Origin of the sequence: Rhodanobacter sp. PCA2, assembly GCF_013620825.1 — a bacterium.
Classification (GTDB): Bacteria; Pseudomonadota; Gammaproteobacteria; order Xanthomonadales; family Rhodanobacteraceae; genus Rhodanobacter_A.
The window spans coordinates 13807-39249 of the sequence record NZ_NJIC01000007.1; the positions used below are offsets into that span (position 1 = coordinate 13807).

26 protein-coding genes are annotated in these 25443 nt (G+C 70.2%); 10 read left to right on the forward strand and 16 right to left on the reverse strand.

Features of this window, described 5'->3' with window-relative positions; all coding sequences use genetic code 11:
- Positions 1-23: 23 nt before the first annotated feature.
- Positions 24-1217, reverse strand: coding sequence for an MFS transporter (locus tag PCA_RS01410; protein WP_181300333.1), 1194 nt, complete (start codon positions 1215-1217; stop codon positions 24-26).
- Between the two features lie 98 nt (positions 1218-1315).
- On the opposite strand from PCA_RS01410, the gene PCA_RS01415 reads away from it, so the two are divergent.
- The gene (locus tag PCA_RS01415; RefSeq protein ID WP_181300334.1) at positions 1316-2266 is read left to right on the forward strand and encodes a LysR family transcriptional regulator; all 951 of its coding nucleotides are present in this window, start codon (positions 1316-1318) and stop codon (positions 2264-2266) included.
- Positions 2267-2312: 46 nt separating this feature from the next.
- On the opposite strand, the gene ppa is transcribed toward PCA_RS01415, so the two are convergent.
- The 6 genes from ppa to PCA_RS01445 form a co-directional block, all read right to left on the reverse strand.
- On the reverse strand, positions 2313-2849 hold the full coding sequence (gene ppa / locus PCA_RS01420) for an inorganic diphosphatase (RefSeq protein ID WP_181300335.1): 537 nt from the start codon (positions 2847-2849) through the stop codon (positions 2313-2315).
- Positions 2850-2983: 134 nt separating this feature from the next.
- Positions 2984-3814 carry a 2OG-Fe(II) oxygenase gene (locus tag PCA_RS01425; protein WP_181300336.1) on the reverse strand — a complete coding sequence of 277 codons (831 nt, stop codon included), beginning with the start codon at positions 3812-3814 and terminating at the stop codon, positions 2984-2986.
- Between the two features lie 25 nt (positions 3815-3839).
- Positions 3840-4229 carry a hypothetical protein gene (locus tag PCA_RS01430; RefSeq protein ID WP_181300337.1) on the reverse strand — a complete coding sequence of 130 codons (390 nt, stop codon included), beginning with the start codon at positions 4227-4229 and terminating at the stop codon, positions 3840-3842.
- A gap of 138 nt (positions 4230-4367) precedes the next feature.
- On the reverse strand, positions 4368-6443 hold the full coding sequence (locus PCA_RS01435; RefSeq protein WP_255436588.1) for a prolyl oligopeptidase family serine peptidase: 2076 nt from the start codon (positions 6441-6443) through the stop codon (positions 4368-4370).
- 199 nt (positions 6444-6642) lie between these two features.
- Positions 6643-8700 carry a sodium-translocating pyrophosphatase gene (locus PCA_RS01440; RefSeq protein WP_181300340.1) on the reverse strand — a complete coding sequence of 686 codons (2058 nt, stop codon included), beginning with the start codon at positions 8698-8700 and terminating at the stop codon, positions 6643-6645.
- 154 nt (positions 8701-8854) lie between these two features.
- Positions 8855-9259 (reverse strand): RcnB family protein, encoded by a 405-nt coding sequence (locus PCA_RS01445; protein ID WP_181300342.1) that lies wholly within the window; start codon positions 9257-9259, stop codon positions 8855-8857.
- Positions 9260-9410: 151 nt separating this feature from the next.
- Between PCA_RS01445 and PCA_RS01450 the strand changes: the two genes are divergently transcribed.
- Complete coding sequence (locus PCA_RS01450) at positions 9411-10229, forward strand: isocitrate lyase/phosphoenolpyruvate mutase family protein (RefSeq protein WP_181300343.1); 819 nt, start codon at positions 9411-9413, stop codon at positions 10227-10229.
- 61 nt (positions 10230-10290) lie between these two features.
- On the opposite strand, the gene PCA_RS01455 is transcribed toward PCA_RS01450, so the two are convergent.
- The gene (locus PCA_RS01455) at positions 10291-11559 is read right to left on the reverse strand and encodes a 6-phosphofructokinase (protein WP_181300345.1); all 1269 of its coding nucleotides are present in this window, start codon (positions 11557-11559) and stop codon (positions 10291-10293) included.
- A gap of 154 nt (positions 11560-11713) precedes the next feature.
- Here PCA_RS01455 and PCA_RS01460 point away from each other — a divergent pair, with 154 nt between their 5' ends.
- Positions 11714-12298 (forward strand): adenylate kinase, encoded by a 585-nt coding sequence (locus PCA_RS01460; RefSeq protein WP_181300347.1) that lies wholly within the window; start codon positions 11714-11716, stop codon positions 12296-12298.
- 172 nt (positions 12299-12470) lie between these two features.
- Positions 12471-13826, forward strand: coding sequence for a UDP-N-acetylmuramate:L-alanyl-gamma-D-glutamyl-meso-diaminopimelate ligase (gene mpl, locus PCA_RS01465; RefSeq protein WP_181300349.1), 1356 nt, complete (start codon positions 12471-12473; stop codon positions 13824-13826).
- Positions 13827-13835: 9 nt separating this feature from the next.
- Here mpl and PCA_RS01470 read toward each other — a convergent pair whose 3' ends face one another.
- Entirely contained in the window at positions 13836-15254 is a 1419-nt protein-coding gene (locus PCA_RS01470; protein ID WP_181300351.1) for a hypothetical protein, read from the reverse strand.
- The gene (locus tag PCA_RS01475) at positions 15251-16171 is read right to left on the reverse strand and encodes an ABC transporter ATP-binding protein (RefSeq protein ID WP_181300353.1); all 921 of its coding nucleotides are present in this window, start codon (positions 16169-16171) and stop codon (positions 15251-15253) included. The genes PCA_RS01470 and PCA_RS01475 overlap by 4 nt, the downstream gene beginning before the upstream one ends.
- A gap of 99 nt (positions 16172-16270) precedes the next feature.
- Between PCA_RS01475 and PCA_RS01480 the strand changes: the two genes are divergently transcribed.
- The 5 genes from PCA_RS01480 to PCA_RS01500 all read left to right on the forward strand — a co-directional run bounded on the left by PCA_RS01480 (position 16271) and on the right by PCA_RS01500 (position 19919).
- Positions 16271-16873, forward strand: a complete 603-nt coding sequence (locus tag PCA_RS01480; protein WP_181300355.1) for an LON peptidase substrate-binding domain-containing protein — start codon at positions 16271-16273, stop codon at positions 16871-16873.
- Between the two features lie 26 nt (positions 16874-16899).
- Complete coding sequence (locus PCA_RS01485) at positions 16900-17718, forward strand: NAD(P)-dependent oxidoreductase (RefSeq protein WP_181300357.1); 819 nt, start codon at positions 16900-16902, stop codon at positions 17716-17718.
- A gap of 64 nt (positions 17719-17782) precedes the next feature.
- Positions 17783-19012: an acetylornithine/succinylornithine family transaminase gene (locus PCA_RS01490; RefSeq protein WP_181300362.1), complete on the forward strand. Its 1230-nt coding sequence runs from the start codon at positions 17783-17785 to the stop codon at positions 19010-19012.
- Positions 19009-19440: an HIT domain-containing protein gene (locus tag PCA_RS01495; RefSeq protein WP_181300364.1), complete on the forward strand. Its 432-nt coding sequence runs from the start codon at positions 19009-19011 to the stop codon at positions 19438-19440. Before PCA_RS01490 ends, PCA_RS01495 begins: the two co-directional genes overlap by 4 nt.
- Before the next feature lie 59 nt (positions 19441-19499).
- On the forward strand, positions 19500-19919 hold the full coding sequence (locus PCA_RS01500; RefSeq protein WP_181300366.1) for a VOC family protein: 420 nt from the start codon (positions 19500-19502) through the stop codon (positions 19917-19919).
- Here PCA_RS01500 and PCA_RS01505 read toward each other — a convergent pair whose 3' ends face one another.
- The 5 genes from PCA_RS01505 to thiE all read right to left on the reverse strand — a co-directional run bounded on the left by PCA_RS01505 (position 19920) and on the right by thiE (position 24178).
- On the reverse strand, positions 19920-20576 hold the full coding sequence (locus PCA_RS01505; protein WP_181300368.1) for a MarR family transcriptional regulator: 657 nt from the start codon (positions 20574-20576) through the stop codon (positions 19920-19922).
- Positions 20573-21229, reverse strand: a complete 657-nt coding sequence (locus PCA_RS01510) for a hypothetical protein (protein ID WP_181300370.1) — start codon at positions 21227-21229, stop codon at positions 20573-20575. Before PCA_RS01510 ends, PCA_RS01505 begins: the two co-directional genes overlap by 4 nt.
- 123 nt (positions 21230-21352) lie before the next feature.
- Complete coding sequence (locus PCA_RS01515; RefSeq protein ID WP_181300371.1) at positions 21353-22246, reverse strand: ion transporter; 894 nt, start codon at positions 22244-22246, stop codon at positions 21353-21355.
- A 4-nt stretch (positions 22247-22250) separates the two neighbouring features.
- A complete protein-coding gene (gene hemL, locus PCA_RS01520) occupies positions 22251-23537 on the reverse strand; it encodes a glutamate-1-semialdehyde 2,1-aminomutase (protein ID WP_181300373.1) in 1287 nt (428 codons plus the stop codon).
- Positions 23538-23551: 14 nt separating this feature from the next.
- The gene (gene thiE, locus PCA_RS01525) at positions 23552-24178 is read right to left on the reverse strand and encodes a thiamine phosphate synthase (RefSeq protein WP_181300375.1); all 627 of its coding nucleotides are present in this window, start codon (positions 24176-24178) and stop codon (positions 23552-23554) included.
- Positions 24179-24287: 109 nt separating this feature from the next.
- Between thiE and PCA_RS01530 the strand changes: the two genes are divergently transcribed.
- A complete protein-coding gene (locus tag PCA_RS01530; RefSeq protein WP_181300377.1) occupies positions 24288-24485 on the forward strand; it encodes a rubredoxin in 198 nt (65 codons plus the stop codon).
- A 237-nt stretch (positions 24486-24722) separates the two neighbouring features.
- Here PCA_RS01530 and PCA_RS01535 read toward each other — a convergent pair whose 3' ends face one another.
- Positions 24723-25178: a DUF192 domain-containing protein gene (locus PCA_RS01535; protein WP_181300379.1), complete on the reverse strand. Its 456-nt coding sequence runs from the start codon at positions 25176-25178 to the stop codon at positions 24723-24725.
- Between the last annotated feature and the right edge of the window lie 265 nt (positions 25179-25443).

Genomic DNA, 25443 nt, shown 5'->3' on the forward strand with positions numbered 1-25443 from the left:
TCCGGGAGAGGGGGGGCGAGTGGTCAGGCCTGCGGGCACAGCGGGGCGGTCTGCGCAGCGCGTTGGCCGCGCAGCGCCTGCGCCGCCAGCGCGATGCCGAGGACAGTGACGGCGGCGGCGATCCACGGCAGCGCGGTGAGGCCCGCGCCGCGCGCCACCGCTGCGCTGCCCAGCCATGCGCCCAGCGCGTTGGCGAGGTTGAAGGCGCCGATGTTGAGGCTGGAGGCGAGGCTGGGCGCGTGGGCGGCCTGGCGCAGCACCCACATCTGCAGCGGCGCCACGGTGGCGAACATCGCCATGCCGAGCAGGCCGGTAGTCAGCACCATGGCCCAGCGCACCTGCATCGCGAAGCCGAACGCCACCAGCACCACCGCCAGCGCGGCCAGCGTGCCGACCAGGGCGCTGGACAGATGGCGGTCGGCCAGCTTGCCGCCCAGCGGATTGCCGATGGCCATGCCCAGGCCGAACACCAGCAGGACGGGCGAGACCATGGCGTCGCCGAAGCCGGTGACGCGGGTGAGCAGCGGCTCGATGAAGGTGTAGACCACGAACACGCCGGCGAAGCCGAAGATCGTGGTGGCGAGGCCGATCAGTACCGGCACGCCCGTGATGGCGCGCAGTTCGCTGTCCAGCGACACCGGCGCGGCATCGTGTTCGTGGGTGGCCGGCAACAGGACCGCCAGCGAGACCATCGCCAGCACGCCGATGGCGGTGATCGCCCAGAACGCCGCGTGCCAGCCATGGTGCAGGCCCAGCCACGCGCACGCCGGCACGCCGATCAGCGTGGCCAGCGCGAGGCCGTTGAACATGGTGGCGATGGCCGAGGCCTTGCGCTGTTCCGGCACCAGTGAAGTGGCCACCACCGAACCCACGCCGAAGAAAGTGCCGTGTGCCAGTGAAGTAAGCACGCGGGCGGCCATCAATGCGCTGTAGCTGGTGGCGAGCGCGCAGGCGAGGTTGCCCAGGGTGAAGACCGCCATCAGCCCCAGCAGCACCAGCTTGCGCGGCAACCTGCGCGTGGCCAGCGTGATCGCCGGCGCGCCCACGAACACGCCGAAGGCATAGCCGGAGATCAGCAGGCCCGCGCTGGCGATGCTCACGCCGAGGCTGGCGGAGACCTGTTGCAGCAGGCCCATGATGGCGAATTCGGTGGTGCCGATGCCGAAGGCGCCGATCGCCAGCGCGTACAGCGCCGGCGGCGTGCGGGTGGGGTTCATGCAGGTGGTTCCGTGCGGGGAGCGCCCATGCTGGACGCTTGCACTCTCAGCAGAAACCACCAAGATGGCGATTCATTTTCAATAATTGGTTGAAAGCCATGGACCGCCTCGACGACCTCGCGCTGTTCCTGCGCGTGCTGGACCAGGGTTCGATCAGTGCGGCCGCGCGCAGCCTCGATCTATCGGCGGCGGTGGCCAGCCAGCGCCTGCAGCGGCTGGAGCGCGGCCTGGGCGTGCGGCTGCTGCAGCGGACCACGCGCCGGCTGCATCCCACGCCGGAAGGCCGCCTGCTGGCCGAGCAGGGCCGCGCGCTGGTGGAGGACCTGGACGCACTCACCGCCGGCCTGCGCCAGAGCGCCGCCGCCGTCACCGGCACCTTGCGCGTGACCATGTCCGCCGCGTTCGGTCGCGAATACATCTCGGCGCTGCTGCCGGAATTCCTGGCGCGCCATCCGAAGCTGCGCCTGTTCGCGCACCTCAGCGACGAGATGGTGGACGTGGTGGGCGAGGGTTACGACCTCGCCATCCGCATCGGCGCGCTGAACGATTCCAGCCTGGTCGCGCGCAAGCTGGCGGCGAACCGGCGCGTGCTGTGCGCCTCGCCCGGCTACCTGCGCCGCCACGGTCGCCCGCGCGTGCCGGCCGACCTGGCGCGGCACGAATGCGTGCTGCTGTCCGGCCAGGACGTGTGGCGCCTGGTCGACCGCCGCGGGCACGAGCACGCCATACGCGTGCAGGGACGCTTCGAGACCACGCTGGGCGAGGCGGTGCGCGATGCGGCGCTGGCCGGGCAGGGCATCGCCGTGCACTCGCTGTGGCACGTGCACGAGGCGCTGGCCAAGGGGCTGCTGGACGTGGTGCTGCCGGATTGCACGCTGCCCGAAAGCGGCATCTGGGCGGTGACGCCGCAGCGTCGGCTGGTGCCGCCGCGGGTGCGCGCGTTCACCGAATTCCTGATCGAGAAACTGGGCGACCCGCCGCCGTGGGAACGCGGCGCGGCCGCCGCGAAGCGCAAGGCGCGCACGCGGGGCGCCGGATCGCGGGCATGAAAAACGGCGCGCGCCTCGCGGCGACGCGCCGTTCAATGCAGGGAACTCAGCCCTTGGCAGCCTCGTAGCGGGCGATGCCGGCGATGATCTCGGCCTTCGCCGACTCCGCGCCTTCCCAGCCTTCCACCTTCACCCACTTGCCCTTCTCGAGGTCCTTGTAGTGCTCGAAGAAGTGGCCGATGCGCTCCAGCCAGTGCGGCGACACGCCCTTCATGTCGTTGATGTGGGCGTAGCCGGGGAACACCTTCGGCGAGGGGATCACCACCAGCTTCTCGTCGCTGCCGGCCTCGTCGGTCATCTTCAGCATGCCGACCGGGTGGCAGCGGATCACCGAGCCCACCGCCAGCGGCAGCGGCAGGATCACCACGACGTCCAGCGGGTCGCCGTCGCCGCCCAGCGTGCCCGGCACGTAGCCGTAGTTGCAGGGGTAGCGCATGGGCGTGGACAGGATGCGGTCCACGAAGATCGCGCCCGACGCCTTGTCCACCTCGTACTTGACCGGCTCGGCATCCTTGGGGATTTCGATGATGACGTTGATTTCGTCCGGCACGTTGCGGCCGGCGGGAACCAGGTGCAGACCCATGGTGGATGTCCTTGCGCGGGTTTCGGTGGAATTGGCCCGCAAGGATACGCCAGTCGCTGTTGCGATGCAGCAGGAAAGGCTGAACGAGCGGGCCGCGGCCCGCGGCGGACGGCTCCAGGGCCGCGGCGGCGGATTCAGTACGGCCGCTCGCGCAGCCACTTGGTGGCGATCCACTTCTCGCCGCGCTGCACCGGCAGCCCGGCGTGCAGCGAGCTGGAGTCGCCGCCCTCGTAGGCGAAATAGACGGCCGAACCGCGCAGCGCGGTCACCGTGACGCCCACCTCCGGGAAGGCGGTGCCGCCGCCGGCCTCGGGCGTGTTGAGGTACATCACCACGCTGGCGATGCGCTGGCCGCCGCGCGCGGTGATCGTCGCGTAGCCGGGCTGGGCGGAATCGAACCAGTCGTAGTGCGGCTGGTATTCCTGGCCCGGCAGGTAGTGCAGGATCTGCAGCCCCTCGCCGTGGCTGGCCGGCACGTCGAGCAAGTCGGCGATGCGCTGTTCCAGCCGCGCCACCGGCGGCAGTTCGGCGAGCTTGAAGAACATGCCCACGCTGGTGCGCCGGTGATCGACCTGCTGCTGGCCGGCCGCGTCCACGGTGAGCGCGCGCGCCAGCCGGGGCCGCGCCAGTTCGATCAGCTCCTCGCATTCCGCGCCGGTCAGCAAGCCGTCCAGCACCCGCAGCGCGGGCTTGTCCATGCCCATCGTCACCCGCACCTCGCGGTCGCCCGCCTTGGCCAGGGGGCCTTGGGGGTGTTTCGTGCGGAGCCCGCTCGGCGCGGGGACATTCGCATGCACCGCCGCCACCGGCAGCTTCAGCACCTCGGCCAGGATCGCGCAGCTCTGCCGCGGGTCGTAGCCGTGCGCCCGCATCAACTCCAGCACGTCCTGCGGGCCGTGGCCGGCGCGGGTGGTGTCGAGGATCCACTGGCGCAGTTCGGGGCTGATGATGCGTTGGGGACTCATGGGGCGCTCTGGCTTGGGCGAGGGGTCAGGCGAGCGTGGACGAACCGTGAAGAACAAGACGTTCGATGGGCGGCATGGCGTCCGGGATGCCGAGCCCATCGATGGACCATAAATCCAGCCCGGCGAGCAAACCATCCTGCTCGAACACGAATGCTCCGCAAAGATGACCGAGGTTGTTGCGCCACTCGTAGTCGGAAAGTACATGCATGGCGAAATGCTGGGGCCGCTTGCCGTCGATCGAGAAATCAATGCTGGCGCAGCCACATGGGCAAAGACGCACGACGCGCGCGCGTTTCAACTGCGCAAGGAACTCGCGGTTGTCTCCATCACCGTGTTCCAGAAGCCACTGGACTACGGTTGCCTCGTCAGCCGTCAACGGGCGGTCAACATCGGTGCCTGCTGGAATGGAGCTCACGGGATCGGTATCCGGACTCGGTTGCCGGCAAGGGTAATGGTTCCGGGGCCGCGTGGCTCCCGGGGCGAAAGCGGCTGTCCCTGAAACAGGCGAGCCGGCCCCGGGCCGGCTCGCCTGCGCTCCGCATGTCGGCGCGGCCTACTTCAGCTGCTCCCACAGGAAGTCGTACACCATCGCGTGCATGTGGGCGGACTGCTTGTTGTCCGCGCCGGCGCCGTGGCCGCCTTCCAGGTTCTCGTAGAACCACACGTTGGGGATGTCCATGCCCTCCATCTTCGCGGCCATCTTGCGCGCCTGCGCGGGGCCTACGCGGTCGTCGCTGGTGGTGGTGTAGAACAGCACCGGTGGGTAGTGCGTTTCCTTGTGCAGGTTCTGGTAGGGCGAGAAGGTCTTGATGAAGCTCCATTGCTTCGGGTCGTCGGGGTTGCCGTATTCGGCGATCCACGAGGCGCCGGCGTCGAGGTGGATGTAGCGCTTCATGTCGAGCAGCGGCACTTCGCAGGCGATGGCGCCGAGCAGTTGCGGGTACTGGGTGAGCATGTTGCCCATCAGCAGGCCGCCGTTGCTGCCGCCCTCGGCGCCGAGGTGCTTCGCGGAGGTGACGCCGCGCTTCACCAGATCCTCCGCTACCGCTGCGAAGTCCTCATAGGCCTTGGGCCGGTTCGCCTGCAGCGCGGCCTGGTGCCAGGCCGGGCCGTACTCGCCGCCGCCGCGGATGTTGGCGATCACGTAGACGCCGCCGCGGCTCAGCCACGCGCGGCCGACGCTGCCGCTGTAGGACGGCTGCAGCGAAACCTCGAAGCCGCCGTAGCCGTAGAGCAGGGTGCGATGGCTGCCGTCGAGCTTCAGGTCCTTCGGCGCGATCTCGAAATACGGCACGCGGGTGCCGTCCTTGGAGGCGACGAAGTGCTGGCTCACGCTGAACTTCGAGGCGTCGAAGAACGCCGGCTGGCGCTTGATCGTCTCGGCGTTGCCCTGGCCCAGCACGCCGCGTTCCAGCGAGGGCGGGGTGAGGAAGCCGGTGACGGTGAGCCAGTATTCGTCGCTGTGGTCCGGGTCGGTGCCGACCACCGCCACCGTGCTCATCGCCGGTGCGCCCGGCATCGCCTCGCGCTGCCAGTCGCCGGCGGTCGCGGAATTTGCGGGAGGGGTGAGCACTTCCAGCCGGCTCTTCACGTCGTCCAGCACGTCGAGGATCAGATGGTGCTGCGTCCACGCATAGTCGGACAGCGCGGTGTGCGCATCGGGCTTGAACAGCACGGTGAACGCGCGCTTGCCGGCCACGAAGTCGTCGAACTTCGTGGCGATCAGCGCGCCGCTGGGATAGGTGGCGCCGCCCACCGTCCACGGCGAGCGCAGCGTCACCAGCAGCCACTCGCGGTGCGCGTCGGCGCGGGCATCATCGGGCACGTCCAGCTTCACCAGCTTGCCGTCCTTGCGCAGCAAGGTTTCGCTGTGGAAGAAGTCGGTGGCCACCTGCACGAAGTCGCGTTCGAAGCCCGGCGTGCGGTCGTGGTAGGCGCTCACCGCGAGATCCTCGGGCTTGCCTTCATATACCGTCGCGGCGGCGGCAAGCGGCGTGCCGCGCTTCCATTCCTTGGCGATGCGCGGGTAGCTGGACCTGGTCATGGAACCGGGGCCGAAGTCGGTGCCCACGTAGATGTGGTCCTGGTCGATCCAGCCCACCTCGGTCTTGGCCACCGGCAGCTCGAAGCCGTCCTTCACGAAGGACCTGGTGGTGGTGTCGAACTCGCGCACCGCCACCGCGTCGCCGCCGTCGGGCGACAGCGACAGCAGGCAGTGCGTGTAGGCGGGTTTCAGGCACTGCGCGCCCTTCCACACCCAGCGCTTGCCCTCGGCCTTGTTCAGCGCGTCCACGTCCAGCACGGTTTCCCACTTGGGATCGGCCTTGCGGTATTCGGCCAGCGTGGTGCGGCGCCACAGGCCGCGCGGGTGCGCCTTGTCCTGCCAGAAGTTGTAGAGGTGGTCGCCCATGCGGCGCACGTAGGGAATGCGCGCGTCGGAATCCAGCACTTCCAGGATCTGGTCGCGGGTGTGGTCGAACGCCGGCGAGCTGGCGAACGCCTGCTCGGTGATCGCGTTCTGCTTTTTCACCCAGTCCATGGCGCGGGCGTCGTGGGTGGCTTCCAGCCACAGGTAGGGATCGTCGCCGGCGGCGGGCTGGTCGGCGGTGGCGGCATGGGTGGCGTTCATGCCGCCCAGTGTGATGCCCAGCGCGAGCGCCAGCCAGAGGGAATGCCTGGAAGTCATGCGTGGAGTCCTTGTCGTGTGACGGGTCGCCGGTGACGGCGAGTGTGACTGCGTCCGGCGGCCCCTGCCTGTGACTAAAGTCAGGCCTGCCGGAAAAGCGACAGGCCCCGCATGCGGGGCCTGTCGTCGAAGCGCGTGGTGCTCAGTGCAGCAGCGGGATGATCAAGAGCGCCACGATGTTGATGATCTTGATCAGCGGGTTCACCGCGGGGCCGGCGGTGTCCTTGTAGGGGTCGCCCACGGTGTCGCCGGTGACCGCGGCCTTGTGCGCTTCCGAACCCTTGCCGCCGTGGTGGCCGTCCTCGATGTACTTCTTGGCGTTGTCCCAGGCGCCGCCGCCGGTGGTCATCGAGATCGCCACGAACAGGCCGGTGACGATGGTGCCGATCAGCACGCCGCCCAGCGCCTTCGGCCCCAGCAGCAGGCCGACCACGATGGGCACCACCACCGGCAGCAGCGACGGCACGATCATCTCCTTGATCGCCGAGCGGGTGAGCATGTCCACCGCCTTGTCGTACTGCGGCTTGCCGGTGCCCTGCATGATGCCGGCGATGTCGCGGAACTGGCGGCGCACTTCCTCCACCACCGCGCCCGCGGCGCGGCCCACCGCCTCCATCGCCATCGCGCCGAACAGGTAGGGGATCAGGCCGCCGATCAGCAGGCCGATGATCACCATGTGGTCGGACAGGTCGAAGCTCAGCGTCTGCGCCACGCCGCCGCTGGCCGCCGCCTTGAGCTGGGCGGACACGTCGAGGTTGTGCGTGTAGTCGGCGAACAGGACCAGCGCGGCCAGCGCGGCCGAGCCGATCGCGTAGCCCTTGGTCACCGCCTTGGTGGTGTTGCCCACCGCATCCAGCGGATCGGTGACGCCGCGCACTTCCGGCGGCAGGTCGGCCATCTCGGCGATGCCGCCGGCGTTGTCGGTGATCGGGCCGTAGGCGTCCAGCGCCACGATCATGCCGGCCATCGACAGCATCGCGGTCGCCGCGATCGCGATGCCGTACAGGCCGCCCAGCGCATACGCGGCCCAGATCGCCACGCAGATCGCCACCACCGGCAGGCCGGTGGCCTTCATCGAGATGCCGAGGCCCGCGATGATGTTGGTGCCGTGGCCGGTGGTGGAGGCCTGCGCGATGTGCTGCACGGGCTTGTAGTCGGTGCCGGTGTAGTACTCGGTGATCCACACGATCGCGCCGGTGAGCGCCAGGCCGATCAGCGAGCAGAACCACAGGTTCAGCGCGCCGCCGTCGAAGCTCGCCATCATCTGCATGGTGATCGGGTAGAACGCTGCCGCCGCCAGCACGCCCGACACCGCCACGCCCTTGTACAGCGCGCCCATGATCGAGCCGCCCGCGCCAACCTTCACGAACAGCGTGCCGATGATCGAGGCGATGATCGACACCGCGCCCAGCAGCAGCGGGTACAGCACCGCGTCGCTGCCCGCATTGCTCAGCGTGAGGCCGCCCAGCAGCATGGTGGCGATCACCGTCACCGCGTAGGTCTCGAACAGGTCGGCCGCCATGCCCGCGCAGTCGCCCACGTTGTCGCCCACGTTGTCGGCGATCACCGCCGGGTTGCGCGGGTCGTCCTCGGGGATGCCGGCCTCGACCTTGCCGACCAGGTCGGCGCCCACGTCCGCGCCCTTGGTGAAGATGCCGCCGCCCAGGCGCGCGAAGATCGAGATCAGCGAGCTGCCGAAGGCCAGGCCCACCAGGGCATGCAGCGCGTGCTCGCTGGTGACGCCGCTGCGGTCGAGGATCAGCCAGTAGCCGGCCACGCCGAGCAGCGCCAGGCCCACCACCAGCATGCCGGTGATCGCGCCGCCGCGGAACGCCACGTTCATCGCCGGCCCCAGGCCCTGCCGCGCCGCCTCCGCCGTGCGCACGTTCGCGCGCACCGAGACGTTCATGCCGATGTAGCCGGCCGCGCCGGACAGCACCGCGCCGATCAGGAAGCCGATCGCGGTGGGCCAGGAAAGGAAGAAACCGATCAAAAGGAACAGCACCACGCCGACGATGCCGATCGTGCCGTACTGGCGATTGAGGTAGGCGCGGGCGCCTTCCTGCACCGCCGCCGCGATTTCCTGCATCCGTGCATTGCCCGGCGACTGCGCCAGAACCCAGCGTGCCGATATGGCGCCATACAACACTGCCACCACCGCACACGCGAGCACGATCCACCAGCCAAACTGCTGCAGCATCGGAGCCTCCCCATGGTTGTAATGGCCGTCCGGAGCGGGCGGTCGTCGGGGAGTATAGGCAGAGGCCGGCGGCGATTCCGTTGTGCGGCGCAACGTCCTGCGGAAAAGCGCAGGCCGCGCAGCGATGCGCGGCCTGCCTTGCGGCAATGCGGATTCAGCGCATGGCGACGTCGAGGATGATGCCGGTGGCGAGCGCGATCAGCAGGTAGTCGTTGTTGTCCGCGCGCACCCAGCCGTAGCCGCGCGGCGGCGGGCGCAGGCGGTAGTGGCCGTAGTCGTGCACCACGTAGACCGGGCCGCCGTAGCGGTGGCCGCGCTCCCAGTGGCGGTAGCGGTCGTGCCGGTCGTAACGGTCGTAGTGGTGGACGACCACGCGGCGCCGGTCGTCGTGGCGACCGTGACCGCGGCCATCCTGCCAACCGTGGCGGTCGTGCCCGCGACCGTCCTGCCAGCCGTGGCGGTCGTGTCCGCGACCGCGTCCATGGTCGTGGTCGGCCAGCGCGGCGCCGCTGCCGGCCAGCAGGGGCAGGGCAAGCATGAGGCTGTAGAGGATCTTCATCGCGGGATCTCCGGTTGGGCCGTATGCGGCTCGGGACGGAGCGTATGAAATTGCGTCTGAACGGAAGATATGTCGGTGCAGCGCCTCATCGGGCCGCCATTCAGCTGCCCGCGACGGCCCCGCGCGTGGCCGCCAGGAGTAGGCTGCAGGCATGAATCCCGCCGACTTCGCACCACGCCGCGCCGCCTTCCGCAAGTTGCACGAAAGCGGTTGCTTCATGCTCCCCAATCCCTGGGACCCCGGTTCCGCCCGCGCCCTGCAGCAGCTGGGTTTCAAGGCGCTGGCGACCACCAGTTCCGGTTTCGCGTGGTCGCGCGCGCATGCCGACAACGCGATGGACGTGGACGCGGTGCTGGCGCATTGCCGCGCGATCGTCGCAGCCACCGACCTGCCGGTGAACGCCGACTTCGAGGACGGCCACGCCCGCGACCTGAAGGAACTTGCGGACAACGTGCGCCGCTGCGTCGACACCGGCGTGGCCGGCCTGTCGATCGAGGATGCCACCGGCGACGCCGCGCAGCCGCTGTACGGGCTCGACGAGGCGGTGGCGCGCATGCGTGCCGCGCGCGCCGCGATCGACGCCTCAGGCCAGGACGTGATGCTGGTCGGCCGTGCCGAGTGCTTCCTGGTCGGCCATCCCGATCCGCTCGACGAATCGCTGAAGCGCCTCAAGGCCTATGCCGAAGCCGGCGCGGATTGCCTCTATGCGCCGGGCTTGCGCACGCGCGAACAGATCGAAGCGGTGGTGCGCGCCGTGGCGCCAAAGCCGGTGAACGTGCTGGTGGGTTACGCCGCACCGTTCACGCAGGCCGATCTCGCGCAGCTCGGCGTGCGCCGGATCAGCGTTGGCGGCGCGCTGGCGGGCGCCGCCTGGGGCGGCTTCCTGCGCGCCGCGCGCGGCCTCGCCGAAGGGCGCTTCGACGGCTTCGCCGGCAACGCCACGCATGCGGAGTTGAACGGCTTGTTCTGAGCGGCCGCGCATCGTCGTCGCATCGATACGCGGGGATTTCAGGGAGTGGGCGTGCCGGGAATCAGCCCGGCGGCCACGGGGCCAGCTTCTTCGCCACCGCCACGTTTTTCAGCTGCACGTAGACCGGCAGGCCGTTCTTCGTGGGCGGCGCCGATTCGCCAGCGATCAACGGCGCGAGATAGCGGCGCGCGGCGGCGGTGATGCCGAAGCCGTCCTTGCGGATGAAACCTTTCGGCAGCTTCTTCTCGTGGTTGGCGATCTTTGCCAGCGGCGCGGGTTCGATCTTCCAGCGGTAGGGCGCGTCGGACGTGCGCACGATCGCCGGCATCACCGCGTTCATGCCGGCCAGCGCGCAATCCACCGCGGCCTTGCCCACGGCATAGGCCTGTTCGGCATCCACCCTGGAGGCGAGGTGGCGGGCCGAGCGCTGCAGATAGTCGGGCAGCGCCCAGTGCACCTTGTAGCCCAGCTTGCCCTTCACCAGTTCGGCCAGCGTGGGCGCCACGCCGCCCAACTGCACGTGGCCGAACGCGTCGCGCGTGCCGGCGTCGGCGAGGAATTGGCCGGCGGCATTGCGGATGCCTTCAGACGCCACCACGGTGCACCAGCCCACGCGTTCCACCGTGGCCTTCACCTTGGCGAGGAATGCGGCTTCGTCGAACACGTTCTCGGGGAACAGGATCAGGTGCGGGGGCGCATCCGCGCCATCGCCGGCGAGGCCGGCGGCGGCGGCGATCCAGCCGGCGTGGCGGCCCATCACTTCCAGGATGAACACCTTGGTCGAGGTGGAGGCCATCGAGGCCACGTCCAGGCTGGCTTCAAGCGTGGAGACGGCGGTGTACTTCGCCACCGAGCCGAAGCCGGGGCAGCAGTCGGTGACGGCGAGGTCGTTGTCCACCGTCTTCGGCACGCCGATGCAGCGGATGTCGTACTTCATCGCCTTGCCCAGCTGCGAGATCTTCAGCGCGGTGTCGGCCGAGTCGTTGCCGCCGTTGTAGAGGAACCAGCGGATGTCGTGGGCGCGGAACACCTCGATCAGGCGTTCGTACTCGGCACGGTTCGCCTCCAGCGACTTCAGCTTGTAGCGACAGCTGCCGAACGCGCCGCCGGGGGTGTGGCGCAATGCCGCAACCGCGGCCCGGGTTTCCTTCCGGGTGTCGATCAGCTCCTCGCGCAGCGCGCCGAGGATGCCGTTGCGCGCGGCATAGACCGGCACGCCCCGGGCGCGCGCCGCCTCGATAACGCCAGCGGCGGTGGCGTTTATCACGGCGGTGACGCCGCCGGACTGGGCATAGAGCAGGCGGTCGGACGTGGCGTGGCGGGTCGGCATGACGATCTCCTGGGTGGGGGCGCAGTATCGCGCCGATACGACGAAAGTCGGTACTGGCGCCGCGGTTTTCGTTTGACGGCGGCGGCCCGCAAACGCTACCGTGAAGTTCAATTCCCACGGAGTAGGCGGCCATCTGCCGCCATTGCGGAGCGATATGCGACTCGTGCTACTCGGCGCGCCCGGTTCGGGCAAGGGCACCCAGGCCGCCCGGCTGAAGAACGACCTGGGCGTGCCGCACATCTCCACCGGCGACATGCTGCGCGCCGCCGTGGCCGCGGGAACGCCGACCGGGCTCAAGGCCAAGGCGGTGATGGACGCCGGCAAGCTGGTCTCCGACGACATCCTGCTCGCCATGCTGGAAGAACGCCTGGCCCAGCCCGACGCGAAGAACGGCTTCATCCTCGACGGCTACCCGCGCAACCTCGCGCAGGCCGACGCGCTCGACCACCTGCTGGCCCGCATCGGCCAGCCGCTGGACGCAGTGGTGAAGCTGGAAGTGCCGAACGAGGCGATCGTCGGCCGCTGCGAGATCCGCTACGCCGCCGAACACCGCAAGGACGACGACCCCGCCGTGGTGCGCGACCGCCTCAAGGTCTATGCCGAACAGACCGCGCCGGTGGCGGATTTCTACGCCAGGCGCGGCACCCTGCAGGTGGTCGACGGCGTCGGCGAGCTGGACGAAGTCACCGCCCGCGTGAAGCGCGCGCTCAAGGCCGAGGCGGCTGCCGCCAACGGCTGAAGCCGCGATTCCCCCCTCTCCCTGCGGGGAGAGAGCCGGGGTGAGGGGTCGGGCGCAGCGAGTACATCCGGCCCGCGAAACCTCCTTCCTCCGCAAGTCCCGTACCCTCACCCCCAGCCCCTCTCCCGGCGGGAGAAGGGAGCAAGCATCGCGAGAGGACGGATTCCACATCATGCGTCTGCACATCCTCGGCATCTGCGGCACCTTCATGGGCGGCGTCGCCGCGCTGGCGCGTGAGCTGGCGCTCACCGTCGAAGGCTCCGACGCGAACGTCTATCCGCCGATGAGCACCCAGCTCGAAGCGCTGGGCATCCGCCTGATGGACGGCTACAAGGCCGAATACCTGCAGCCCGCGCCCGACCTGGTGGTCGTCGGCAACGCGATGACGCGCGGCAATCCGGCGGTCGAATACATGCTCGACGCGCAGCTGCGCTACATCTCCGGCCCGCAGTGGCTGGGCGAGACGCTGCTGCCCGGGCGCGAGGTGCTGGCCGTCGCCGGCACCCACGGCAAGACCACCACCACCAGCCTGCTGGCGCACCTGCTCGAAAGCGCGGGGCTCGCGCCCGGTTTCCTGATCGGCGGCGTGCCGGGCAACTTCGGCGTGTCCGCGCGGCTGGGCGCGGGCAAGCCCTTCGTGATCGAGGCGGACGAATACGACACCGCGTTCTTCGACAAGCGCTCGAAGTTCGTGCACTACCGTCCGCGCATCGCCATTCTCAACAACCTCGAATACGACCACGCGGACATCTTCCCCGACGTGGCGGCGATCCAGCGCCAGTTCCATCACCTCGTGCGCACCGTGCCGGGCAACGGCCGGCTGATCGTCAACGCCCACGACGAGCGCCTCGCCGAAGTGCTGGCGATGGGCTGCTGGACGCCGGTGGAAAGCTTCGGCATCGGCCGCGGCGACTGGCAGGCGGAGTTGGTCGAAGCCGACGGCAGCGCGTTCAAGGTGACCCGCAAGGGCGAGGCGATCGGCGAGGTGCGCTGGTCGCTGCTCGGCAACCACAGCGTGATGAACGCGCTGGCTGCGCTCGCCGCCGCTGCCGCGGCGGGCGCCGATCCGCGCGCGTTGCTGCCCGCCTTCGCCGATTTCGAGAGCGTGAAGCGGCGCATGGAGCTGGTGGGCGATGCGGGCGGCGTGCGCGTCTACGACGACTTCGCGCATCACCCGACTGCCATCGCCACCACCCTGGCCGGCCTGCGCGCGAAGGTGGGCAAGGCACGCATCCTGGTGGCGCTGGAGCCGCGCTCAAATTCGATGCGGCTCGGCGCGCATGCCGATGCGCTGGCGCCTTCGCTGGCCGATGCGGATGCCGTGGTGTTCCTGCATCGGCCCGAGCTGCCGTGGGACGCGCACCGCGTCACCGACGCCCTGCAGGGTCGCGGCAGCGCGGCCCCCAGCGTCGACGCGCTGCTGGCGGCGCTGCGTGCGCAGGCGCGCCCCGGCGACCACGTGGTGTTCATGTCCAACGGCGGTTTCGAGGGCGCCCCGCGCCGCTTTGCCGAACTGCTGCGCTCCTGACCGGCGGCTTCACCCGGCCAGTGGCGCGTCGAAGCACGGCGGCCGGCGCAGGTATTCGCGTCGTGCCGAGCTCCACACGCCCAGCCCGAATCCCAGCGTGACCAGCAACAGCAGGCCGCCGCCGATAGTCAGGCCCAGCGCGCCCAGCAGCCAGTAGCCGCCCCAGTACACCGCCATCGCGCCCACCGTGACGACGACGTCCACCACGCCGCGGCCGAAACCGCTTTCCGGGCCGACCAGGTGCACCGCCAGTGCGGTGAGGCTGGCGCCCACGCTGACGATGGCCCCGGCCAGCAGCATGCGCGCCGGTTCCGCCGCGTGGGTGAGCACGATGCCCAGGCCGGTGTAGGCCACGGTGCTGAGCACGGTGATCGGCACCAGCACCACCAGTGCGTCCAGCAAGGTCTGCTGGTAGTCGGTGCGCGTGGGCGGCGCCAGCGTGAGATAGAGGTCGGCGAGGTTCGGCCGCATCTGCCGCATGCCGCGGCCCAGTTGCGGGAAGCGCGCCAGCCCCAGCAGGATCGCGTAGGCGCCCACCACCGCGGCGTTGAAACGCTGCCGGTGCATCACCGCCACCACGTAGAACGTCACGATCGCCGCCACCATCAGCAGGCGCAGCGCGATCGCCTGCGGATTGTCGTGCGGCAGCAGCAGCCGGCGCACCAGCACCGTGCGCAGGTGCCAGCCCGGCTTCGCGCGGTAGCGCGCCAGCGCCTGCTCCATCGCGCGCTGCGAGGTGCCGTCGAAGATCGCGCCGGTGCGCTGGCCCAGCTTGCCGCGGCGCGCCGGCGTGCCGTCCAGGTTGCGGGCGCGCGCGCGGCCCAGTTGCGCGTTCTCCAGCGGCGAGCTGTCCGTTTCGCGGTCCTCGATGCGCAGGAGCGGGCGCAGGCCCAGGCTGGCGACCAGCACCGCCAGCAGCAGCGCCAGCGGCACCGCCCACGCCGAGGCGATCAGCACCTTGACGGCCGCGCCCGCCAGGCCAGGCTGCCAGCCGGCCAGCATGAACACGCCCCACACCACCAGGCTGATGTAGCGCGCCGAGCTGGCCGCCAAACCGATCGCCGCCAGCAGCAGGAGGCCCGCGCCGCCCAGCAGGGCATGCGGCACGCCCAGCACCAGCGCGGCCAGCGTGGGCAGCAGCACCCATTGCGCGACTTGCAGCGCGCCCATCCGGGCCAGCCGCTGGCGGAAGCCGGGCAGCAGGAAACTCTCCGGCCGGCACAGGCCGCGCAGGCACATTCCCAGCAGGGTGAACCAGAACCAGGCGCCGAAGGCGAACAGCATCGCAGCCACGCCAGCAAGGCTCGCGTCGGTGGCGGGCACGCAGCCCAGCAGCACCGCGCCGGCCAGCCAGGCCAGCTGCAGCAGCACGGCGCCCACCGCCATCTGCCGGAACGGCAGCCGCCACAGCTGCCACAGCGCCTTCATGCCAGTTCCACGAACAGGTCTTCCAGCGTGGGCGTCTCGATGCGCAGCGTGGCGCCCTCGCGCGCGGCCAGCGCCTGCAGGCCTTCCGGGTCCGCGTCCTCCACCAGCAACTGCGCCTCGTCGCCCTTGAGCGTGGCCTTCAGCACGCCGGGCAGCGCGGGCGCCTGCGTCCAGCCGCCGGGCCGCGCGAGCACGGCCCGGCGCAGGCGTTCGCGCAACTCGGCCAGCGGACGGGTGAACTGGATCGCGCCGTCGCGCAGCAAGGCGATGTCGGCATCCGCGCGCTCCAGGTCGGCGGTGATGTGGGTGGAGAAGATCACCGTCTTGCCCGGCGCCTTCATCAGCTCCAGCAGTTCGGCCATGAAGGCGCGGCGCGCCTGCGGGTCCAGGCTGGCGACGGGCTCGTCCAGCACCAGCAGGTCGGGCTGGGGCGCGATCGCGCGCACGATCGCCAGCTTCTGCCGCTGGCCTTGCGACAGCTCGCCGATCTTCTGCTTCGGGTCCAGTTGCCAGTCGCCCAGCAGGCGGCCGGCCAGCGCGTGGTTCCAGTTCGCGTAGAACGCGGCGGTGAAATCGAGATAGGCGCGCACCTTCATCCACGGAAACAGGTCGAAGGTCTGCGGCACGAAGCCGATGCGGTGCATGCGTTCGCCGCCGGGCTCGGTCATGGCCTCGCCGAACAGCTCCACCGTGCCGGCGTCGGTGGGCGAGAGGCCCAGCAGGCAGCGCAGCAGGGTGGTCTTGCCGGCGCCGTTGCGGCCCAGCAGGCCGACCACGCGGCCGGACGGCACGTCCCAGTCGATGCCGCGCAGCACCTCGCGCTGCTTGAACGCCTTGCGCAGGCCGCGCACGCGCAGCACGGGCCCGTTCGGAGTGGCGGGGAAGGTCGTGGCCGGTGCGGTGGCGGTGGTCGACATCCTTGCGCGTGCTCCCCGGGTGGAGCGGCTAATGTGCCGTCGCGCCCCGCAGGCGTCCAGTGGGCGGCCCGCGTCGCCGACGCTCGCTACACTGCCCGCATGGCTGGACGTTCCTCCCGCGCCGAACTGCCCTTGTTCCCGCTGTCCACGGTGCTGTACCCGGGCGGGCGGCTGGAACTGCGCATCTTCGAGCCGCGCTACGTGGACATGGTGCGCGAGTGCACGCGCGAGGACCGCGGTTTCGGCGTCTGCCTGATCCTGGAAGGACGCGAGACGGGCGAGCCGGCGCTGCCGGCGGCGGTGGGCACGCTGGCGCGCATCGTGGACTTCCATCACGGCGCCGGCGGCCTGCTCGGCATCGTGGCCGAGGGCGGCCAGCGGTTCCGGGTGCGGCGCACGCGGGCGCGGGGAGACGGCCAGTTGCGCGGCGAGGTGGAGTGGTGGCCGGAGGAGCCGCCCACGCCCGTGCCGGTCGAGCTGGCCTTGTTGCAGACGATTGCCGAGCGCCTGGTCGACGCGATGGCGCCGCAATGGAAGCAGGCGCCGCGCGAATGCTACGACGACGCGCGCTGGCTGGGTTTCCGGCTCGCCGAACTGCTGCCGCTGAGCGGCGACGAACGCCAGCGCCTGCTGGAGCTGGCCGATCCGCTGCAACGCCTGGCCGAGCTGCGCGATATCCTGCCGCGCTTCCAGAAGGCCTGATCCTTTCACTCCCATCGGGAATCCGCATGAGCACCCTGGCCGGCAAGACCCTGTTCATCACCGGCGCCTCGCGCGGCATCGGCCTCGCGATTGCGCTGCGCGCTGCGCGCGACGGCGCGAATGTGGTCATCGCCGCGAAGAGCGGCGTGGCCAATCCCAGACTGCCGGGCACCATCCATACCGCCGCCGCTGAGGTCGAGGCGGCCGGCGGCAAGGCGCTGGCGCTGAAGTGCGACATCCGCGACGAGGCCGGGGTGCAGGCCGCGGCGGCGCAGGCGGCGGAGCGCTTCGGCGGCATCGACATCGTGGTCAACAACGCCAGCGCGATCTGGCTGGCCGGGGTGGAAGGCACGCCGATGAAGCGCTTCGACCTGATGCACCAGGTCAACACGCGCGGCACCTTCGTGGTCACCCAGGCCTGCCTGCCGTACCTGAAGCAGGCGGCGAACCCGCACGTGCTGATGCTGTCGCCGCCGCCCAGCGTGGACCCGAAATGGTTTGCGCCGCACACCGCCTACACCATCGCCAAGATGGGCATGAGCCTGTGCGTGCTGGGCATGGCGGCGGAGTTCGCGCCGCTGGGCGTCGCGGTGAACGCGCTGTGGCCGCGCACGGTGATCGCCACCGCGGCGATCGCGATGATCGACGGCGTGCGTGCCGAGCAGTGCCGCCGGCCGGAGATCGTGGCGGATGCGGCACATGCCATCCTCACCCGTGCCGCCCGCGATTACAGCGGCCACTTCGCCATCGACGAGGACGTGCTGCGCGAAACCGGCATGACCGATTTCGACGCCTATGCGGTGGCGCCGGGCTCGCCGCTGCTGCCCGATCTGTTCCTCGACTGAGCGCGGCGCAAATGTCCTAACATTACCGGTCACGCCTCGCTCTCCCGATCACACCGGAACGTCCATGACCACGCACGACACCTCGTCCCTCACCTCGCTCGGCAAGCAGTACTGGCTGCCGGTGTACAAGCCGCGCGAGCTGGTGCTCGATCACGGCAAGGGCGCTCGCGTGTGGGATACGGAGGGGCGCGACTACGTCGACCTGGGCGCCGGCATCGCGGTGAACGCGCTGGGCCATGGCGACCCGGACCTGCTTGCCGCGCTCACCGCGCAGGCGCAGAAGCTGTGGCACGCCAGCAACGTGTTCTACACCGAGCCGCCGCTGCGCCTCGCCGAGGAGCTGGTGAGCGCGAGCGGTTTCGCCGAGCGCGTGTTCCTGTGCAACTCCGGCGCCGAGGCGAACGAGGCGGCGATCAAGCTGGTGCGCAAGTGGGCGGCTGCGCAGGGGCGCGCCGCGGACAAGCGCGTCATCGTCACCTTCAAGGGCTCGTTCCACGGCCGCACCCTCGCCACCGTCACCGCCACCGCGCAGCCGAAATACCAGGCCGGCTACGAGCCGTTGCCGGAAGGTTTCCGCTACCTCGATTTCAACGACGCCGCAGCGCTGGAAGCCGCGTTCGCCGCCGGCGACATCGCCGCGGTGATGCTCGAGCCGGTGCAGGGCGAGGGCGGCGTGCTGCCGGCTGCGCCGGGCTTCCTGCAGCGCGTGCGCGAGCTGTGCGACGCGCACGGTGCGCTGCTGGTGCTGGACGAGATCCAGTGCGGCATGGGTCGTACCGGCACGCTGTTCGCGCACGCGCAGGACGGCGTGAAACCCGACATCGTGACCCTGGCCAAGGCGCTGGGCTGCGGCTTCCCGATCGGCGCGATGCTCGCCGGCCCGAAGGTGGCCGAGGTGATGCAGTACGGCGCCCACGGCACCACCTTCGGCGGCAACCCGATGGCTGCCGCGGTGGCGCGCGTGGCGCTGCGCAAGCTGGGGTCATCCGGATTGCTGGCGAACGTGGCCGTGCAGGCGCAGGCCCTGCGCGACGGATTGGCGGCGATCAATACGGAGTTGCACCTGTTCGACGATGTGCGCGGCCGCGGCCTGATGATCGGCGCTGAGCTTGCCCCGGCTTACAAGGGGCGTGCCGGCGAGATCCTCGATCGCGCCGCGGCGCGCGGCCTGCTGCTGCTGCAGGCCGGTCCCGACGTGCTGCGCTTCGTGCCGCCGCTGACGATCACGGCCGAGGAACTGGCCGAAGGCCTCAAGCGCCTGCGCGCGGCCCTGGCCGATTTCGCCGCGGCGTGAACGCCGCGGCCTGTCCGTTCTGCACGATCGTCGCGGGCGAGGCGCCGGCAGCCATCGTGGCGGACGACGGCACGGTGCTGGCCTTCATGGACCTGCGCCAGGCCGTGCCGGGCCATGTGCTGGTGGTGCCGCGGCGGCATGCGCCGGATATCTACGCGCTCACGCCCGAGGAGGCGGCCGCCGCGATGCGCATGGCGCAGCAGGTGGCGCATGCGCTGCGCGTGGAGTTCGATCCGCCCGGCCTCAACCTCTGGCAGTCCAACGGCGATGCGGGAGGGCAGGAAGTGTTCCACTTCCACCTGCACGTGCAGCCGCGCCGGGTGGGCGACGGCCTGATGCGCGTCTATCCCGACGGCGTGCCGTCGGCAACGAAGGTCGCCGAGCTGGAGACCATGGCGCAGGCGCTGCGCTCGCGCCTGCGCGGTTGAGCTGCGCCACGATTGCTATCATCGGCCGCTCCCCCATCGACGACATTCCGGTGAACCCCATGAAATACCTGCACACCATGGTGCGCGTGCGCGACATCGACGCCTCGCTGCGTTTCTACTGCGAAGGCCTGGGCCTCAAGGAGATGCGGCGCATGGAGAACACGCAGGGCAAGTTCACCCTGGTGTTCCTGGCGGCGCCGGACAGCCCCGAGGCCGAGGTCGAGCTCACGTACAACTGGGGCTCCAGCGAGGACTACGGCAGCGCGCGCAACTTCGGCCATCTCGCGTTCCGCGTGGAGGACATCTACGCCACCTGCCAGCGCCTGATGGACATGGGCTACGTGATCAACCGCCCGCCGCGCGACGGCCACATGGCCTTCGTGCGCTCGCCCGACCTGGTCTCGGTGGAACTGCTGCAGGACGGCCACCTGCCGCCGCAGGAACCGTGGGCGTCGATGCCCAACACCGGGCAGTGGTGATCAGCCTTCGCCGCTGCGCGGCTTGCCGAGCCGGAAGCGGCAGGCATGGCCGCCGCGCAGCAGGCATTCCATGTGCTGGATCGGCCGTCCGGTGGCCGCTTCCATGAAGGCGAGGTCGAAGCGGCACACGTCCGGATGCGTCCGGGCCAGGGTGTGGAACACGCAGTTCCAGGCCTCGACCTGGGTTTCGCCGTCGCGCTGCACGGTGGAGGCCTCGTAGCCGAGGGCATCGAGCTGCTCGGCGAGCCGCGCCGCGATGGCGGCATCGTCCTCCCCGTCGATGCGACTGGCCGCGGCGCTGCCCAGTTCCTGCCCCATCGTGGCCAGCAGCGACTGCACGGCGGCCTTGCCGGCGCTGGCGTAGAGGTGTTCGAGGATGCCGGTGGCGATCAGGCCGTAGTTGCGCGGAAACAGCTCGCGCCCCGCCGGCAGCAGCAGGTAGCGCGCCTGCGGCCGGCCGCCGGTGGGACGCGCGGTGCCGCGCTCGACGTAGCCCGCGGCGATCAACGCGGCGAGGTGCTGCCTCACCGCGTTGTGGGTCACGCCCAGCGCCAGGCACAGCGTCTCCACGCTGGCGCCCTGCGGCGCAGCCAGCAGCGACCGCAGCAGTTTCTGCTGGGTCTGGCCGAGCTGGCGCAGGGCGCCGACGGCTTTCACTGCGCCTTGGCCGGGAACTGCTGGGCGATGCCGCCGGCCAGCGCGTCGGCGATCATGTTCATGTGCTCCTGCATGCCGGCCCAGGTCTTCGCTTCGGCGGCGGCGTCGCCGCGCATGATCTCGCCGACCTGCGCCTGGTGGTCGGCCACATGCTCCAGCAGCAGGCCGCGCACGGTGGCTTCGGGCCAGTTCGCGGGGTTGGCGCCGGCGAGGAACTTCGCGATATCGCCCGCGTTGGCGGACAGCTCCTGCATGGCCTTGTCGCCGGCGGCCTTGTCGCCGGCATGGGCCGCGTCGGTAAGCGCCTTGACGCCGGCCCAGTGCCCGGCCAGCAGCTTCAGCATGCCCTTGCCGGCATCGGCGCCGTAGAAGCCGGCCACGGCGTCGGCGATCTGCTTCGCGTTCGCGACCACGTCGGCGGCGGCCTTCGCCGCGGCGGCCTGGTTGCCTGCCTTCACGGCCATCGCGTAGGCGCGGGTATGCACGATGTGGCCGTGCCACAGCCCGCGTAGCGCGGCGTGGAGTTTCGGTGCGGCCGGCGCCGCGGTGGCGGGGGCCGCGGCCTGCATGGCCGGCATCGCCGGCATCGTCATGCCGGAAAGCGGCAGGCCCAGGCCGATGGCCAGCGCGCAGGCGAGGGTGGTGGATTTCATGGCAACTGCTCCTGTGACATGCCGACGGATGACGGCTGACGTCATCCTGCGCGCCCGCCATGAATAGTAAAGCTATTCATGTGTAAAGCTTGTAGTTGGCTGTCTGGCTCGCGTGCCTGGAGTCTACGCCCCGGCCGCGGGTTTGTCCGCGGCGGTTGCCATGCTCGCGCCGCAGTGGTGGCAGTAGCGCGCGTCGGCCTCGTGGCCGTGCCAGCCGCAGGCATTGCAGCGCCGCTGCATGCGGTCGCGATTCAGGGACTGGGTGAGCTCCGCCGCGTAGATGCCGGTGGGCACGGCGATGATGCCGTAGCCGATCAGGATCATGATGGTGGTGATGAACTGGCCCAGCGGCGTGCTGGGGGCGATGTCGCCGAATCCCACCGTGGCCATGGTCACCGCGGCCCAGTACATCGAACGCGGAATGCTGGTGAAGCCGTGCGCCGGGCCTTCCACCACGTACATGACCGCGCCGAACACGCTGATCATGATCAGCATGGTGGCGATGAACACGAAGATCTTGCGCCGGCTGCGGACCAGCGCCGCGCGCATCTGGTCGGCCGCGCCCACGTAGCGCGCCAGCTTCAGCACGCGGAACACGCGCAGGATGCGCAGCGCGCGGATGCCGATCAGCTGCTCGGTGCCGGTGAGCACCAGGCTGGCCAGCGACGGCAGGATCGCGAGCAGGTCGATCAGGCCGTAGAAGCTGCGCGCGTAGCGCAGCGGTCGCGCCAGCACCGCGAGGCGCAGCGCGTATTCGATCGCGAACATGCCGGTGAACAGCCACTCCAGCGTGCGCAGCAGGCCGCCGTAGCGTTCGTGCAGCGTACTAACGCTGTCCAGCATGGTCACCAGCACGCTGGCCACGATCGCGACCATCAGCACGATGTCGAACACGCGCCCGGCGCGGGTGTCCGTGCCGAACACGATGCCGAAACCGCGGCGCCGCCAGCCTTCGCGCGCGACCGGCGCCAGGTGGCTGTCGCGTTCGCGCCGCTGCGTGATCAGCACCGAGGCCATCGGGTCAGCGTGCGCCGGCTTCGGCCAGCGCTTCGCGCGCGGCCTGCAAGGTGTCGGCGATGTCCTGGTCGCTGTGCGCGCTGGACAGGAAGCCCGCCTCGAACGCGCTGGGCGCGAGGTACACGCCGCGCTTCAGCATGCCGTGGAAGAAGCGGTTGAACAGCGCGGCGTCGGCGGCGGTGGCCTGGGCGTAGCTGCTCACCTTCTGCGCGCTGAAGAACAGGCCGAACATGCCGCCCACGCGATTGGTGCTGAACGGCACGCCCGCGCCGTCGGCCACCGACTGGAAGCCGTCGCAGAGCAGGCGCGTGCGCGCGGCCAGCGTGTCGTGGAAGCCCGGCGCCTGGATCAGCTCCAGCATCGCCAGGCCCGCGGCCATCGCGACCGGATTGCCGCTGAGCGTGCCGGCCTGGTAGATCGGGCCCGCCGGCGCGACCTGTTCCATCAATTCGCGGCGGCCGCCGTAGGCGCCCACCGGCATGCCGCCGCCGATGATCTTGCCGAAGGTGCTGAGATCCGGCGTCACCCCGTACAACGCCTGCGCGCCGCCCAGCGCCACGCGGAAGCCGGTCATCACTTCGTCGAAGATCAGCAGCGCGCCGTGCCGCGTGCACAGCTCGCGCAGGCCCTGCAGATAGCCGTCCACCGGCGGGATGCAGTTCATGTTGCCGGCGACCGGCTCGATGATCAGGCCGGCGATCTCCCCGCCCTGTTCGGCGAACAGGGCCTTCGCGGCATCCAGGTCGTTGTAGGGCAGGGTGAGCGTGAGGTCGGCGTTCGCCTTGGGCACGCCGGGCGAGGTGGGCACGCCGAACGTGAGCGCGCCCGAGCCGGCCTTCACCAGGAAGCTGTCGCCGTGGCCGTGGTAGCAGCCTTCGAACTTCACGATCTTCGCGCGCCCGGTGGCGCCGCGGGCGAGGCGTATCGCCGACATGGTGGCCTCGGTGCCGGAGTTCACCATGCGCACCATCTCCATCGACGGCACCAGCTTCGCGATGGTCTCGGCCATCGTCACCTCGGCGGGGCAGGGCGTGCCGAAGGAGAGGCCGTCCTTCACCGCGCGCTCCACCGCCTCGCGCACGGCGGGATGGTTGTGGCCCACGATCATCGGTCCCCACGAGCCCACGTAGTCGATGTAGCGCCTGCCTTCCACGTCCCAGAGGTACGCGCCATCGGCGCGGGCGGTGAAGAACGGCTCGCCGCCCACCGACTTGAAGGCGCGCACCGGCGAATTGACGCCGCCGGGCATCAGCTGGAGGGCGCGCTGGAACAGTTCGTGGTTGGTGCTCATGGGGCGGGTCTCGGTCAATCGGGAAAATGGAGGCGGGCGAAGCGCTGCGCGGCCGCGCGCACGTCGGCGGCGCCGAACACTGCAGAGATCACGGCGAGGACGTCGGCGCCGGCTTCGACCAGGCCGGGCGCATTGTCGGCCGTGATGCCGCCGATCGCCACTCGCGGCACGCCCAGGGTGGCGCTGTGTCGCAGCACGTCGATCGAGGCGCGAACGGCGTGCGGCTTGGTGGGCGAGGCATGGAACGCACCGAACGCCACATAGTCCGCGCCGTCCGCGGCGGCGGCGCGGGCGCGCTCCAGCGAGCCGTAGCAGGAGACGCCCACGATCGCGCCGGCGCCCAGCACGGCGCGGGCGGCGGCCACGGCGTCGTCGTCGCGGCCCAGGTGCACGCCGGCGGCGCCGACCGCGAGCGCGAGGGCCACGTCGTCGTTGACGATCAGCGGCACGGCGTGGGCATCGCAGAGCTGCTTGAGCGCGGCGGCTTCGGCGTGGCGCCGCGCGGAATCGTCGGTCTTGTCGCGGTACTGCACCACCCGGGCGCCGCCGGCCAGGGCCTGCGCCACCACGGCCAGCAGGTCGGGGCGCGGTCCGTCGGTGATCGCGTACAGGCCGCGCTGCGGGAATCGGACAGGGGTCATGGCATGGATTTCGATGGGCGCCCCGTGGACGGCGGCGGATGCCGTGCTTCCGCAACGGCAGGCGAGTTGCGAGAATGCACTATTCACTCTCGCACAAAGAAGCCCGACGATGACCCAGAGCTCCACCGGAACCACGATGCTGCGCAAATGGATGTGCGTGGTGTGCGGCTATATCTACGACGAAGCACTGGGCGTGCCCGAGGAGGGCATCGAGCCCGGCACCCGCTGGGACGACGTGCCGGAGACCTGGACCTGTCCGGACTGCGGCGCCACCAAGAGCGACTTCGAGATGATCGAGGTCGACTGATCGCCGGCTTCCGCCCGCGCCGGGCCCGTTTTCGTCATCCCGCTGCCTGCGAACGGGCCCGCAGATCCGCTTTGATGCTTCCGTGCGCAAGCCACGCGCCCCAGCCGGAAGCATCGCCATGCAGCAGTTCATTCCTTTCGAAGACGAGTGGGACATGCTGGACGCGATCCGTCCGGAAGCCTTGATCCCCTACCGCGTGGGCCTGGTGCTCGCTCCCTCCGTCGCCGGCGGCGCCGCTCAGTCGACCGCGCCCACGCTGCCCTCGATCGCCAGCACGTCGCCGTCGCGCACGCCGATCCGTTTCGCAGTGCCCGCAGACAGCTCCAGCACGTAACGGGCTGGTCCCGCGCTGGGATAGATGGCGCAGGGATCCGCCTTGCACGGCGGCACGTCCAGTTGCGCCGACACCAGCCTGCGCTGCGCATCGAAATACAGGATGTCGAGCGGGATCAGGGTGTTCTTCATCCAGAACCCGCGCGGCGCCGTGTCGGGAAACACGAACAGCATGCCGCGGTCCGGCGTCAGCGACGTGCGCATCATCAGGCCGCGCTCGCGCGCGGCCTCGTTCGTGGCCAGTTCCACCGCAAAGCGCTGGCCGTGCAGGGTCACGGCCAGCGGCGCGGCCTGCGCCGGCGCCGCGCAGGCGTGGCCGCACGGCAACAACAACAGCGCGGCAATCAGGAATTTCGGCATCGCGTGGTCTCTCGTGCGGCGAGCGGTCGGGCCAGTGTAGTGCCGGCGCCTGCGCCGTCCTGGACGGAAATATTGCCGTCACCTCTTCACAGCCAGCAGGCGTGGCGCTATGATTCACGCCCCTTCGACGAACCACCCTGCATCGAAGGGTCGACGTCCATCCCTCCCGCAAAAAAGTTTCTCCTGCGGCTGTTGACGGACCGAGAAAACGATGTAGAATGGGCGGCTCACCGGGACGAAATGTCCCACAGCGGAAAAGCTCCGC

Bases quoted from the DNA above. Each gene is read 5' to 3' on its own strand.
- PCA_RS01410 (WP_181300333.1), bottom strand. From the start codon at position 1,217: ATGAACCCCACCCGCACGCCGCCGGCGCTGTACGCGCTGGCGATCGGC.
- PCA_RS01415 (WP_181300334.1), top strand. From the start codon at position 1,316: ATGGACCGCCTCGACGACCTCGCGCTGTTCCTGCGCGTGCTGGACCAG.
- ppa (WP_181300335.1), bottom strand. From the start codon at position 2,849: ATGGGTCTGCACCTGGTTCCCGCCGGCCGCAACGTGCCGGACGAAATC.
- PCA_RS01425 (WP_181300336.1), bottom strand. From the start codon at position 3,814: ATGAGTCCCCAACGCATCATCAGCCCCGAACTGCGCCAGTGGATCCTC.
- PCA_RS01435 (WP_255436588.1), bottom strand. From the start codon at position 6,443: ATGAACGCCACCCATGCCGCCACCGCCGACCAGCCCGCCGCCGGCGAC.
- PCA_RS01440 (WP_181300340.1), bottom strand. From the start codon at position 8,700: ATGCTGCAGCAGTTTGGCTGGTGGATCGTGCTCGCGTGTGCGGTGGTG.
- PCA_RS01445 (WP_181300342.1), bottom strand. From the start codon at position 9,259: ATGAAGATCCTCTACAGCCTCATGCTTGCCCTGCCCCTGCTGGCCGGC.
- PCA_RS01450 (WP_181300343.1), top strand. From the start codon at position 9,411: ATGAATCCCGCCGACTTCGCACCACGCCGCGCCGCCTTCCGCAAGTTG.
- PCA_RS01455 (WP_181300345.1), bottom strand. From the start codon at position 11,559: ATGCCGACCCGCCACGCCACGTCCGACCGCCTGCTCTATGCCCAGTCC.
- PCA_RS01460 (WP_181300347.1), top strand. From the start codon at position 11,714: ATGCGACTCGTGCTACTCGGCGCGCCCGGTTCGGGCAAGGGCACCCAG.
- mpl (WP_181300349.1), top strand. From the start codon at position 12,471: ATGCGTCTGCACATCCTCGGCATCTGCGGCACCTTCATGGGCGGCGTC.
- PCA_RS01470 (WP_181300351.1), bottom strand. From the start codon at position 15,254: ATGAAGGCGCTGTGGCAGCTGTGGCGGCTGCCGTTCCGGCAGATGGCG.
- PCA_RS01475 (WP_181300353.1), bottom strand. From the start codon at position 16,171: ATGTCGACCACCGCCACCGCACCGGCCACGACCTTCCCCGCCACTCCG.
- PCA_RS01480 (WP_181300355.1), top strand. From the start codon at position 16,271: ATGGCTGGACGTTCCTCCCGCGCCGAACTGCCCTTGTTCCCGCTGTCC.
- PCA_RS01485 (WP_181300357.1), top strand. From the start codon at position 16,900: ATGAGCACCCTGGCCGGCAAGACCCTGTTCATCACCGGCGCCTCGCGC.
- PCA_RS01490 (WP_181300362.1), top strand. From the start codon at position 17,783: ATGACCACGCACGACACCTCGTCCCTCACCTCGCTCGGCAAGCAGTAC.
- PCA_RS01500 (WP_181300366.1), top strand. From the start codon at position 19,500: ATGAAATACCTGCACACCATGGTGCGCGTGCGCGACATCGACGCCTCG.
- PCA_RS01510 (WP_181300370.1), bottom strand. From the start codon at position 21,229: ATGAAATCCACCACCCTCGCCTGCGCGCTGGCCATCGGCCTGGGCCTG.
- PCA_RS01515 (WP_181300371.1), bottom strand. From the start codon at position 22,246: ATGGCCTCGGTGCTGATCACGCAGCGGCGCGAACGCGACAGCCACCTG.
- hemL (WP_181300373.1), bottom strand. From the start codon at position 23,537: ATGAGCACCAACCACGAACTGTTCCAGCGCGCCCTCCAGCTGATGCCC.
- thiE (WP_181300375.1), bottom strand. From the start codon at position 24,178: ATGACCCCTGTCCGATTCCCGCAGCGCGGCCTGTACGCGATCACCGAC.
- PCA_RS01530 (WP_181300377.1), top strand. From the start codon at position 24,288: ATGACCCAGAGCTCCACCGGAACCACGATGCTGCGCAAATGGATGTGC.
- PCA_RS01535 (WP_181300379.1), bottom strand. From the start codon at position 25,178: ATGCCGAAATTCCTGATTGCCGCGCTGTTGTTGTTGCCGTGCGGCCAC.